The 12498-nt window shown below is 62.6% G+C and carries 12 protein-coding genes; 8 read left to right on the top strand and 4 right to left on the bottom strand.

All coding sequences use genetic code 11. The features are described from left to right. Positions 1-48 precede the first annotated feature (48 nt). The 5 genes from GH983_RS04500 (at position 49) to GH983_RS04480 (ending at position 3813) form a co-directional block, all read left to right on the top strand. Positions 49-510 (top strand): MarR family winged helix-turn-helix transcriptional regulator, encoded by a 462-nt coding sequence (locus GH983_RS04500; RefSeq protein ID WP_054151132.1) that lies wholly within the window; start codon positions 49-51, stop codon positions 508-510. An 84-nt stretch (positions 511-594) separates the two neighbouring features. After that, a complete protein-coding gene (locus tag GH983_RS04495) occupies positions 595-1935 on the top strand; it encodes a DUF2254 domain-containing protein (protein WP_153761747.1) in 1341 nt (446 codons plus the stop codon). A gap of 83 nt (positions 1936-2018) precedes the next feature. Further along, the gene (gene bla / locus GH983_RS04490) at positions 2019-2915 is read left to right on the top strand and encodes a class A beta-lactamase (protein WP_210251766.1); all 897 of its coding nucleotides are present in this window, start codon (positions 2019-2021) and stop codon (positions 2913-2915) included. Beyond that, positions 2912-3277 (top strand): hypothetical protein, encoded by a 366-nt coding sequence (locus tag GH983_RS04485; protein WP_153761746.1) that lies wholly within the window; start codon positions 2912-2914, stop codon positions 3275-3277. The genes bla and GH983_RS04485 overlap by 4 nt, the downstream gene beginning before the upstream one ends. Positions 3278-3408: 131 nt before the next feature. Next, a complete protein-coding gene (locus GH983_RS04480) occupies positions 3409-3813 on the top strand; it encodes a host attachment protein (RefSeq protein ID WP_153761745.1) in 405 nt (134 codons plus the stop codon). Between the two features lie 109 nt (positions 3814-3922). Here the strand turns inward: GH983_RS04480 and GH983_RS04475 are convergent, their stop codons facing one another. Together GH983_RS04475 and GH983_RS04470 are read right to left on the bottom strand one after the other, a co-directional pair. Continuing rightward, a complete protein-coding gene (locus GH983_RS04475) occupies positions 3923-4633 on the bottom strand; it encodes a L,D-transpeptidase (RefSeq protein WP_054151136.1) in 711 nt (236 codons plus the stop codon). A 157-nt stretch (positions 4634-4790) separates the two neighbouring features. After that, complete coding sequence (locus tag GH983_RS04470; protein WP_054151137.1) at positions 4791-5609, bottom strand: L,D-transpeptidase; 819 nt, start codon at positions 5607-5609, stop codon at positions 4791-4793. A gap of 311 nt (positions 5610-5920) precedes the next feature. On the opposite strand from GH983_RS04470, the gene GH983_RS04465 reads away from it, so the two are divergent. Next, positions 5921-8131, top strand: a complete 2211-nt coding sequence (locus tag GH983_RS04465) for a methyl-accepting chemotaxis protein (RefSeq protein ID WP_246727501.1) — start codon at positions 5921-5923, stop codon at positions 8129-8131. A gap of 75 nt (positions 8132-8206) precedes the next feature. Here GH983_RS04465 and GH983_RS04460 read toward each other — a convergent pair whose 3' ends face one another. Beyond that, positions 8207-9808, bottom strand: a complete 1602-nt coding sequence (locus GH983_RS04460) for an MDR family MFS transporter (RefSeq protein WP_153761743.1) — start codon at positions 9806-9808, stop codon at positions 8207-8209. Positions 9809-9932: 124 nt separating this feature from the next. Between GH983_RS04460 and GH983_RS04455 the strand changes: the two genes are divergently transcribed. Beyond that, positions 9933-10487: a MarR family winged helix-turn-helix transcriptional regulator gene (locus tag GH983_RS04455; protein ID WP_194842785.1), complete on the top strand. Its 555-nt coding sequence runs from the start codon at positions 9933-9935 to the stop codon at positions 10485-10487. A gap of 164 nt (positions 10488-10651) precedes the next feature. On the opposite strand, the gene GH983_RS04450 is transcribed toward GH983_RS04455, so the two are convergent. Next, the gene (locus GH983_RS04450) at positions 10652-10855 is read right to left on the bottom strand and encodes a hypothetical protein (RefSeq protein ID WP_054151139.1); all 204 of its coding nucleotides are present in this window, start codon (positions 10853-10855) and stop codon (positions 10652-10654) included. 218 nt (positions 10856-11073) lie between these two features. Here GH983_RS04450 and GH983_RS04445 point away from each other — a divergent pair, with 218 nt between their 5' ends. Next, positions 11074-12453 carry a TIGR03808 family TAT-translocated repetitive protein gene (locus tag GH983_RS04445; RefSeq protein WP_153761742.1) on the top strand — a complete coding sequence of 460 codons (1380 nt, stop codon included), beginning with the start codon at positions 11074-11076 and terminating at the stop codon, positions 12451-12453. Positions 12454-12498: the final 45 nt, after the last annotated feature.

Below are 12498 nucleotides of genomic sequence, written 5' to 3'. Positions count from 1 at the left end.
TTGGTCACTGTGGAAACAATAGATGCCGAAAGGGGTTCATCAAGGGCTATGGATGACGAAACGCTGGAAAAGGAACTGAGGCTGGACAAGCAGCTGTGCTTTGCGCTCTACGGCGCCGCACATGCCTTCACGCGCGCCTACAAGCCATTGCTCACGCCTCTAGGACTGACCTATCCGCAATATGTGGTGATGATGGCGCTGTGGGAGGAGGACGATCTCTCGGTGAAGGCGCTGGGTGAAAAGGTCGGCCTGGATTCCGGCACGCTGTCGCCGCTTCTGAAGCGGCTCGAACAGATCCATTACGTCTCGCGCCGCCGGGATGCGGCCGACGAACGCGTGGTGTTCATCACGCTCACCGAGGAAGGGCGCGCCCTGAAGGGTCGAGCGCTCGAAGTCTTTTCGACGATCGGCAACCAGATCGGCTGCGACATTGCCGAGATCGAGAGCCTGCGTGATAGTCTCAAGCGGCTGAAAGGCCATCTCGAGGCGATCGAGGAGAACCGATCCTGAAAAGGCGCTCCTTGAGCCTCGACAGCTTGTCTGATTCTCACTCTTGGTTACGGAGCAAACTGCCGCCTTGTACGTTGTGGAACAATGGACAAGGCGCGCAATCTTTTCGATATCGTCAGTGGCAAGCTATGGCTTCTGCCTCTCATCTTTTCGGGCCTTTCGGCCCTACTCGCCATACTGCTGATCAGCTATGGACACCTTCTGGGGCCCGATGTCGTGAGCGCGGGATGGTGGCTCTATAGCGGCGAGGCCGAGACAGCGCGGCAACTGCTGAGCAGCCTGTTGGCCGGGTTGATGACGATGACGTCGCTCGTTGTCTCCGTGACCTTCGTCATCCTGACGCTTGCCGCCAGCCAGCTCGGTCCACGGCTGATTTCGCAGTTCATGTCCGACCGGCAGATCCAGTCCGTCATCGGTCTATTCATCGGCACGATCCTCTACCTCATCCTCGTTTTGCGGATGATTTCCGACACGCTGGGCAAAGACGGCGTTCCGCATATGGCGATCTCGGTCGGCAGCCTGCTGACCGTGATCTGCCTGATGTCGCTCTTGTTCTACATTCACAAGGTGGCGCGGCTGATCATCGCCGACAACATGGTGCAGGCTCTGCATCGCAATCTGCTGGTGACCCTTGATGAGGTTTTGCCCGGCGAACCGACGAAACATGTCGAAGAGGCTGCCCGTTTTGCAGGCATAGGTCAGCCGGTAGCATTAAGGACGGTCGGGCACGTACAGGTGATCGATTATGCCGCGTTGACCCGCATCGCGGTAGAAAAGGATCTGCGGATCGACGTGGCCGTGAGGGCCGGTCAGTATCTGTTGGCGGAAGGCGATCATTTCACGATTTTTACCGGAGACACCGGCGAAGGGACTGACATAGACGACGAGACGATCGCAGCCTTGCGTGCCTGCTTCACCATCGGGCTGCAGAACACCACCGCGCAGGACCTCGAATTCAGCATACGACAGCTGACCGAGATCGCGGTTCGGGCCCTTTCGCCGGGGATCAACGACCCCTTCACAGCAGTCGCCGTGGTCGACCGGCTGGCGGCCTCCTTCGAGGCAGTGCAGCAGCGCCCCCTGCCCTATCGGCAGTATCACGATGACGATGGAGTGCTGCGTCTGATCGTCAGCCGTTCCGACTATCGCCGCATGCTCAACACCGGCTTCCGATCGATCCGCCAGGCGGGCGCCGACCAGCCGCTCGTGCTGATGCGGATTGCCGCCCGGCTCGCGGACCTCGCCCATTCCGTCCGCTCGCCCGACCAGGCAGATGCGCTGAGGGAGCAGTTGGCGGCGCTGGAACAGACGGTCGAGGAATGCCATTCCATCGAGCACGACAAGTCGTCCATGCAAGCCTATCTCAGCGAAACTCGGCATGTTCTGGCAGCGATCGAGACGGTGCCGGCTGACAATCCGGCTTGATCGCTGCCCCTCCGCCTCTCCTGCCGCGCGCCTCCCTGATGCCTTGATTGCCCCCGATGCAGGCAGCAGAAGGAGAGATTCGCATGACACCATCGAGAACCCTTACCGCTCGCCGTATCACCGCCCAAATCCAGCTTCTCGTTCTGCCGCTGATGCTCCTGGGCATAGCTATGCCAGCGTCCGTGCAGGCTGCCGAAGGCCAGATCGTCGCGGCGGCCAAGCGCGTGGAGCAGAAGCTCGGCATGCGGGTCGGGCTTTCGGTCATCGACACGGGCAGCGGCGCAGTCGTCGCCTACCGGGACGATGAGCGCTTCGCCATGGCAAGCACCTTCAAGTCGCTCGCCTGCGCGGCAGCCCTGTCGGGTGGCGATGCGGTTCTCGAGCAGACGACACGCATCACAAAAGCGGACCTGCGACCGCATTCGCCGGTGACGGAGACGCGGGTCGGCACGAGCCTCTCCACGCGAGAGCTCTGCGAGATCACGCTGCGGACCAGTGACAATGCCGCCGCCAATGCGATCCTCAAAGTGCTCGGCGGGCCGGCCGAAGTGACAGGCTTCCTGCGCGGCATCGGCGATGCGACCACGCGGCTTGACCGTTATGAGCCAGAGGTCAACGAGGCGAAACCCGGCGACCCGCGCGACACGACGACACCGGAGGCGATGGCGCAGACGCTTCACCGGCTGTTGCTGGACGGCGCGCTTGCCCCTGCCGCCCGCGACCAGCTGGAAGCCTGGATGGCGGCGAATGCCGTGGCCGGCGGCCTGCTGCGGGCCAAGCTGCCAAAGGGCTGGACAATCGCCGATCGCGGCGGTGCGGGCGGGCATGGCACGCGTGGGGTGGTGGCGCTCCTGCGCCCGCCGCAAGGCGCGCCGCTCGTCATTGCGATCTACATGGACGGCAGGAAACATCCGCTGAAGACGCGGGACGCGGCGATTGCCGAGATCGGTGAAGCGGTCTTTGAAGAGTTTGCGCGATGACTGGTCGGACGATCGTCCGTCTGGCTTTCACGCTGTCGCTGGCAACGACACTGATGGCGCCCGGCACGCATGCCATGGCGCAGGAAGCCGGCACCACGGCAGAAGCACGGTCGGACTGGCAGCGGAAGAAATGCGACGTCTACCGGCAGGCCTTTGCCGAGATCCTCGACCATGTCGGACGCGAGGGCGTTTCGGACATATTCCTGGTCCAGAACCAGGCATTCATCGACAGCGGCTGTCTTGCCGATATCGATGCCTGTCCGCAGACGGAAGCCGACATAGAGGTTGCCAATGGTCTGACCATCGCCAGCATGAATGCGGGTGCTGCGAGCTCGTTCAGCCCATTTCGCTGTCGGGAATAAGCCGCGTCAATCCGCCCCTCGGCCGGCGGGTGGAACGAGGAACCGATCTGCACGCGAAGGGTTGTCCTTCGGTCAACTGCGGTGACGACACCTCCAAGCGAGCGCCGCACAGACCATCAAGGAGAATGCCCATGCAAGTACCGCAGAATGCCGTGATTGCCGTTGCCGACGGCGAGAAGCTGAGCCTCTTCCAGAACGAAGGGAATGCTCTTGAAATCAAGCTGAAGGCCATTCCGTCCGAAGAAATCGACGGTTCGAAAATCCCGTCCGGCGCCCGCCATTCCAGCAGCGCCGCCAATCCCGACGACAGCCAGCAGGACGAGGACGGCTTCAGCAACGGTGTCACCGAAATGCTGAACAAACAGGTGCTCGACGGCAAGATCAAGAACCTTGTGATCATCGCGGCACCGCGGACGCTCGGCGAGATGCGCAAGAGCTACCACAAGCAGCTCTCCGCGGTGCTGGTCGGCGAACTCGACAAGGACCTGACCGGCCACACGGTTCAGGAGATCGAAAAGGCGCTTGAAGCCGCCTGATCTCGACGCGCATTCGAGACCCCGCAATGCAAACAGGCCCCGCCGTCACCGGCGGGGCCTTCTGTCTTCTTGCGGTGATTGCCGCGCGCGATCCGATCAAGGACGCCGGTTACTGGCGGACGACGATCTTTGCCTTTGTCGGCACGCGTTCGTAGAGATCGATGATGTCCTGGTTCATCAGACGGACGCAGCCGGAGGAGACGGCCTTGCCGATGGAGCTCCATTCCGGCGAACCGTGCAGACGGTAGAGCGTGTCCTGACCATTCTGGAAGATGTAAAGCGCACGTGCACCCAGCGGATTGTCGAGGCCGCCGGGCTTGCCGCCGTTGCGGACCGAGTATTTCTCGAGTTCCGGCTGGCGGGCGATCATTTCGTCCGGCGGGGTCCATTTCGGCCATTTCTGACGCCACTGGATGACGCCGGCGCCACCCCAGGCAAAACCGTCGCGACCAATGCCAACGCCATAGCGCATGGCGGTTCCGCCACGCTCGACGAGGTAGAGAAAGCGGTTCGGGGTATCGACGACAACGGTGCCGGGGGCTTCGCCGGTGGGATCGATCACCTGCTGGCGATAGAAGCGCTCCGGAATGCGCCAGTAGGGGACGGCCGGAATGACGTAGCCGCCGTCATAAACCTCGCCATACATGGCATCGAGTTCAGGGGTGCGGCCACTCGGCGCGGCCGGCACAACGGGGCCTTCCAGACGGGTACCCGGCGGAAGCGGACGGGAGGAGGTCGTGCAGCTGGCCAGCAGGGATGCCGCGCCGAGGCCTGTCAGGGACAGAAGCGAACGGCGGGTCAAATTGGGTGTAGAGGACATTTAGGTATGAGTTTCCTGTAGCAGTTCTGCGGATGAAGACGCTGGGAGGTGCGCTTTGTTCCGCGATGATGCGATGCAAACAGGAAAGGTTCAATTAAAGCAACGCTACCACCCCCTCACGTTTTGGAGAGAGGGCTAAGGTCGCAAATGAGTGTCGCTAAATGACAACAATCGGGGTGTTGTCGGGCACGCGATCGAAGAGATCGATGACATCCTGATTGAACATGCGCACGCAGCCCGAGGACGTCGCCTTGCCGACCGACTGCCAGTCCGGCGTGCCGTGGACACGGTAGAGCGTATCCTTGCCGTCCTGATAGATGTAGAGCGCACGCGCGCCGAGGGGATTGTTGAGGCCTGCGACCAGACCGCCGCGGGCCGCGGAAACGGGTCTGAGGTTGGGATTGTTCTCGACCATGTTGTCGGTCGGCGTCCAGTGCGGCCATTTCGCCTTGCGCTGGATCACGCCCCGGCCCGACCAGGCATAACCGTCACGGCCGAGCCCGACGCCGTAGCGGATCGCCTTGCCGTTCGGCTGGACGAGATAGAGGTAGTGCGCCCTGGTGTCGACGACGATGGTGCCCGGGGCTTCCGTCGACTGGTAGCTCACCTCCTGGCGCAGCATGTCGGAGCGTACGCGGTCGAGCGGGATGGCGGGAAGCGTGTGGCCATCATCGACCATCACGCCGTAGAGCGTCCGATGCAGCGGGTTGGAGACCGGCAGACCATAGGTCTGGTGGAACTGGGTGCGGTAAAGGTCGCGCTTTTGCGGTGCGCTCTGGTCGGCGGCCGGCGGCGTGCGGGCCGGATCGTACCAGACCGGGGCCACCTCATCCTGGAAGACCTCGATGTTCATGCGGCTGGTATCGGTCATCAGGATGCAGCCTGAGAGCGAGCCGACAAGAGCCGTACCGAGGCCGAGCGACAAGAGCCGCTTCGACAGGAGGGAGGCCGGGCCGGACGGGAGAGGCTTCAACATGCTGCACCGATTCACTGACATCGTTGCCGGCACCCTGTCAGCTGCGGCTGGCGCGAAGCTTATGACCGGGGGTGACTTGCGTGCGCCGTCATGTTGCCCCCCCGAATTGGAGCTGTGACGTCGTGGTGCCCGCATGTGGGGAATTGCTTCGGATAGACTTTTACCGGAAGTCGTATTTCCCCTTCAGATCGGCACGCAACTATGATCTTTAGTATTGCAGATATTAGTGTTTCATAACTTTTTAAGGCGTCTCGATCACGATCCGTTCAACATTTCACATCTGGGCAGGGCGAACGAACGTGCTTCACAACATGAAGATTGGCAGCAAGATCTATCTGGGCTTTGGGTCGGTGCTGGTCGTGCTCGGCGTCATCGCCGGGGCCGGCGTCTATTCAAACCTCAGCAACGAGGCGTCATTCGCGGAATATCGCGAGAGCGCGAGGCAGACGAACGAAGCGGGCCGTATCCAGGCCAATATGCTGGAAGCGCGGCTCGCCTTCCGCAAGTTTCGCGCCGACCCTTCGGACGAACTGAAGCAGGATGTAACGACACGTCTCGCGACGACGAAGGCATCGGTCGACACCATGCTGAGCTATAAGCTGAGCGACACGGCAAAAACGGCCGTTTCCGGCTACCACGGCATCATCGATACCTATGCGCAAGGCTTCGACAAGGTCGTGACGCTGCAGACCCAGCGCGAAGAACTCGTGGACGGAACGCTCGACACACTCGGGCCGAAGATGGCCGCGGAACTGGAGGCGATCAGCGAGTCTGTTGCGACCTCCGGGAACGTCGAGGCGGTCGCTACGCTCGAGCGATTGAAGTATGACATCAGCAGCCTCCGCCTGGGAACCAACAAGTTCCTGCTGAACAACAGCGATGACGCATTCGAAAACGCCAAGACGTTTGCCGAAAAGGCGCGTGAGGAAGTCGCAGAAATCAAAGCGAGCTCAACCGATCCCGCCGCGACTGCTACGCTCGACAGGCTTGCGACCGAATTGGCGACCTACGAAGCCGCCATCCAGTCGGTATATGAGGTGATCAAGAGCCGGAACCAGTTGATCAGCGAGACGATGAACGTCGCCGGGGATCAGCTGTCGAAATCGGTGGAGCAGCTCAAGCTAGACCTGAAGAAGCAACAGGACACGCTGGGGCCGAACATCCAGTCGACGATGGAGACCGCCGTCGTGATCGGCAGCACGCTCGCGGCCGTCGGCTTCTTCATGGCCGGTTTCATCGCCTTCTTCATTGCGCGCAGCATCACGCAGCCGATTGGCCAGATTACCGGCGCCATGGGTGCGCTCGCCGACAACAAGCTCGATACCGTCGTTCCCGGCCTCGACCACAGAAGCGAAATCGGGCTGATGGCCAAGGCCGTCGACGTCTTCAAGCAGAACGCCATCAAGATCCGTGACATCGCTGCCCAGGAAGCAGCGCTGCAGGAGAAGAATGCCGACCTGCAGTCGAACATTGCGACCGTGGTCGATGCCGCCGTTGCCGGCGACTTCACCCGTCGCATCACCAAGCGCTACGACAATCCGGACCTCGACCGTTTCGCCGCCAACGTCAACACGCTGGTTCAATCCGTCGATGCCGGCATCGCCGAGACCGGCAGGGTGATCTCCGCCCTTGCCCAGGGCGACCTGACCGAGAGCATGGAAGGACACTATCAAGGCGTCTTTGCCAGCTTGCAGACGAATGTGAACGAGGCCATGGCCAGCCTGCGCAACCTGATGCAGCAGGTTCGCCAGTCGGCCGATGCGATCAATGGTGGCGCCGACGAGATCCGCCAGGCCTCGAATGACCTGTCGCGCCGCACCGAGAACCAGGCCGCCTCGCTGGAGGAAACCTCTTCGGCGCTTGAGGAAATCACGGTCGCCGTCAAGACCTCGACTGAGCGGGCGCAGGATTCGAGCAAGATGGTGACGGAAGCCCGGCAGTTCGCAGAGGCTTCTTCCGGCGTGGTCGGCGAGGCGACGTCGGCGATGAGCCGGATCGAACAGGCCTCGAAGGAAATCTCGCAGATCATCAACGTGATCGACGAAATCGCCTTCCAGACCAACCTTCTGGCCTTGAATGCCGGCGTTGAAGCGGCGCGGGCCGGCGAAGCGGGCAAGGGTTTTGCCGTCGTCGCCCAGGAAGTGCGCGAACTCGCCCAGCGTTCGGCAACGGCTGCCAAGGACATCAAGACGCTGATCACCAAGTCCTCGCAGGAGGTGCGGACAGGCGTCGACCTCGTCGGCTCAACCGGCCAGGCGCTGAGCGACATCCAGACGAAGGTTGTCGGTATTGCGAGCCAGGTGACCTCGATCGCAACGGCCGCCCAGGAGCAGTCGACGGGTCTCGCCGAGGTCAACATGGCCGTCAACCAGATGGACCAGATGACCCAGCAGAATGCGGCGATGGTGGAAGAAGCCGCCGCCAGCACCGCAAAGCTTGCCGAAGAGACCGCGCATCTACGATCGCTTGTCGCGCGCTTCAAGGTCCAGAAGGACGGTAACGCCCAGCGCTACGCGGCCTGATCGACCCAAAAGCTATCCTGCAAGACAAGACCCCGGCGCTTCGCACGCCGGGGTCTTTCATTTCTGTCTCAACGTTTAAGCGCCGGCAGCGGCCGCGGGCTTGCCCTCGCCTTCGCGCGGCAGGCGGATATTGGGGAGGAGGAGCGCCGCGATCAGGCCGATCACCATCATGCCGGAGGCCGTCAGGAAGAGCGGCACGAAGGCGTCCGAATAGGCGTTGGCAACCAGGGCACGGGCGGCCTCCGGCAGGGCGGCGAGGCCTTCCGGAGTGAGGTTGCGGAAATCGACACCGCCGGGCAGCGCGATCTGGACCTGGGTGAGGCCGGAGCTGACGATGGCGCCGTAGATGGAGATTGCGATCGCGGCGCCGCCCATGCGCGTCAGCGTGACCGTTCCGGTGGCGGCGCCCACGTCAGCGCGGGAAGCGGCATTCTGGACGCCGATGACGGGAACCTGCTGGCCGATGCCGACGCCAAAGCCCTGGAGCAGCATGACCAGCGCGATGAAGATCAGCGGGGTTCCGGCATGCAGGAAGGAGAAAATGCCAAGACTGACAACGCCGAGGGCTGCAGACGCAATCGAGAAGGGCTTGTAGCGGCCGCTTTTCGCGATCAGCCGACCGGCGGCGATCGAGCCGATGGCGATGCCGCCTGTTGTCGCGACGAAGAGCAGGCCGGCCATGGAGGGCGAAAGGCCGGTCGTCGTTTGCAGATAGAGGGCGATGTAGTTGACCGAGCCGATGCCGATCGCGCCCGAGACCAGCGATATGATCAGCAGCAGGTTGATGGTGGGCTTGGAGAAGAGCGAGAGGGGCACGACGGGCTCCGGCGCACGGCGCTCGACGAGGACCCAACCGACCGCGCAGAGGGCACCGAAGGCGACGACGGCGAGGCTTTCCCAGGCGAGCAGCGAGCCGAAGATCTGGCCGCTATCAGCCCAGAAGACGATGGAGGCGACGGCACCGGCGAGCAGGATCGCGCCGGCATAGTCGATCTTCGGTTTGCGGTTCGGCTTGCGATAGGGGAGCAGGAAGGCAAGGCCGATCAGGACGGCGATGCCGATCGGCAGGTTGACGAGGAAGATCGAGCGCCAGCCGAAGAGATCCGACAGCGTGCCGCCGAGGACGGGGCCAAGCGCGCCAGAGGCCATCAGCACGAGGCTCGAATAGCTCTGGTAGCGGGCCCGTTCGCGCGGCTCGAAAAGATCGGCATTGATCGAGAAGATCGAGACCATGATGCCGCCGCCGCCGAGCGCCTGCAGCACGCGGGCGGCAATCAGCGTATCCATGGAGACGGCAAGACCGCAGACCAGAGAGCCGAGCGTGAAGATCGCGATGGCTGCCATGATCACATACTTGCGGCCGAAGAGATCGCCGAGTTTGCCATAGAGCGGCATGACGGCGCTGGTCGTGAGCAGATAGGCGGAGCCGACCCAGCCGAAGCGTTCCAGTTCACCGAATTCGCCGACAATGGTCGGAAGCGCGGTCGAGACGATCTGGTTGTCGAGGGTCGCCATGAACATGGCCGACATCAGCAGAAGATAGACGAAAAGGCGGAGCCTGGGATCCGTGACCAGCGGCGTATTGTCTGCGGACGGCGCGGCGGTGGCGCTCGCTGTCGGATGCGGTTCGAAACGGGGATCGGGCCCGGAGGGGGCGGCGGTGGTGGCTCTGGTCATGGATCGGGGGCTCCTGTCTGGCCACAAAATGTGCCCCTCGCATTTATATGTCAATAGCACATATTTGCTGAAGGCATTCATTTTGCTTTCCGCACCGTTCGACCTTTGCTATGCTGGAACCATGATGTCTGCTTCGCACACCAAACTCTCGAACACTGAGCCCGAAACCGTGGATGCCCTGCCCGACAGCCTGCCGGAAGGGGGCGACGCCTCGCTGGCTGCCATCGGGCAAGCCATGACGCGCATGCGGCTGTTGATCGGCCGCCGCTTCATCGGGCGCATGGCCTTGCAACGCATCGGGACGGGGCTCGAACTGTCGGACCTCGATGCCATCGGCGTCATCAAGCGGATCGGCAGCCAGCAGGAGGTGACGGTCGGCACGATCGCCGAACAGCTGAGGATCGATCCTTCGCGGGGCAGCCGGATCGTTGCGGATCTCGTCAAACAGGGGCTGCTGGAGCGCGCGGCCTCGCAGAAGGACGGCCGCCGCAGCCTTGTCAGGGTGACGGCTGCGGGCCGCAAGGTGCTCGATGACATCGAGGCCATCAAGCGCGAGACGATCACCGAGGCGACCGCCGGTTGGTCCGACGCGGATGTGGAGACATTCGGGCGGCTCTATGCCCGCTTTACCGAGGGCCTGGAGGCGCAATTCAAGCGCTTCGAGCAGGACGAAGGCTGACGGTCTCAGGGCGGCACGGCAGCGCGCAGCTGGAACGGAAACGACCCGACCGGCACTCCCTCCCCCGAGAAAATGCCGGCCGGTCGTCATGGGACTGGTTGTTCACCACCCTCCCCGCTCCGCCAGGACAGGAAGGGCTTGCGTCCCACGCCGAAGGGAATGGCTCAGACCGGTTTCGGCCCTTGCAAGGCGTTGTAGATCTTCTTCGCCAGGATTGCCGAAATCGGGACCGAAAGGACGAGACCGGCTGCGAAGGCGGATGCGATCTGCCAGCCTTCGCGCATGTCGAGCGACAGAACCGCGATCACCGCCGCACCGCCAACGGCGCTGGCGACGAGGATATAGAGAACTGCAGCGAGGCGAAGCATGATCGTTTTCCTTCGTGTTCATGTCTTTCTGTTGTGACAATAGGATCAACCCGGCAAGTTTCCTTGATCTGGCTCAAGTCTTTGCCTGAAATTGCTTAGACCAAAGGCGAAGCGCTTCACGCGCGCCGTTAACACTGTTTTAAGCCTGTTCTTGCCGGGGCTGCACGCTTCCTCCAAGGTTCTGGCCTGACAGTGAAAGCCGTAAACGGAACGGACACATGCCTTCTCGACGCTCGGTCATGATCGGCTTTGGCGGGCTCTTTGCGACAGCGGGCCTGCCCGGCGGCCTGCGCCTTGCATCCGCCCAGACACTTGCCATGGCGGAACTGCGCGGCGGCTTCGACGCGGCCGAAGCCGGGATCCTGCCGGGCACCGAAGACGACCAGAGCGCCAAGCTGCAGGATCTGATCGACCGGGCGGCGGCCATGGGCCAGCCGGTCTTCCTGCCGGCCGGCACCTATGAGGTCGCCAATCTCGAATTGCGCGATGGCAGCCGGATCGTCGGCGTGCCGGGACTGACGCGACTTGTCTATCGCGGCGACGGACATCTGATCGCAGCCCAGGACATCCGACGCCTCAGCCTGTCGGGTCTCACCTTCGATGGCGCCAATCGCTGGCTTGCCGATTATGCCGAGGGGCTCTTCTCCTTCCGCAGTGTCGACGACGTGACGATCGAGGCTTGCGAGATCACCGGCAGCCGCAAATGCGGGATCTATCTGGCACGCTGCGGCGGCCGCATTGATACCACGCGCATCTCGGGCGCTACTGATGCCGGCATCTGGGCGATCGAAGGCAAGGCCTTCTCGATCCGCAACAACCAGATCTTCGACTGCGGCAATGGCGGCATCCTCGTGCATCGCTGGACGAAGGGCGAAGACGGCAGCGTCATTGCGGGCAACAGGGTGGCACGGATCGGCGCGACCAATGGCGGCACCGGGCAGTATGGCAACGGGATCAACGTCTTTCGCGCCGACAATGTGCTGGTGTCGCAAAACCATGTGTCGGACTGCGCCTTCTCGGCGATCCGGGCCAACTCTGCCTCCAACATCACGATCAGCGGCAACCAGGCCTTCCGATCCGGCGAAACGGCCATCTATGCCGAATTCGAGTTCGAGGGCGCGCTGATATCCGGCAACATCATCGATGGCGCGGCGATCGGCATTTCAGTCGCCAATTTCGATCATGGCGGGCGCCTGTCCACCGTCAGCAGCAACATCATCAGGCGGATCGTCAACAAGGGCCCCTATGTGCCGACGATCAGCAGCTTCGGCTTCGGCATCTCGGTCGAGGCCGATACGCTGGTCAGCGGCAATCTCGTCGAAGGCGCGGAGACGGCGGCGCTTGCCATCGGCTGGGGCCCTTATCTGCGCAATGTCATCGTCAGCGACAACATCCTGCGCGACAGCCCGGAAGGCATGCGGGTGAGCGTGGTCGAGGGCGCCGGCCAAACCGTGATCCGCGGCAATATCGTCGAGGGTGCAGATAAGGGTGCGATCCTCGGATATCGCTGGAAGGAGCGCGTCGGCGACGAGCTTTCGGATGGAGAGACCGACTATGGGCATCTCAGCATCGCAGACAATGCGCGCATTACGCGGTGACACGATCAAGGCCATGCTCGTGCGTTAACCAAGCGGAAACCAACA

Origin of the sequence: Agrobacterium sp. MA01, assembly GCF_009650195.1 — a bacterium.
In the GTDB taxonomy this organism is placed as follows: domain Bacteria; phylum Pseudomonadota; class Alphaproteobacteria; order Rhizobiales; family Rhizobiaceae; genus Allorhizobium.
Note: the sequence above shows the minus strand (reverse complement) of the source record. Positions and strands in the feature narration are given on the sequence as shown.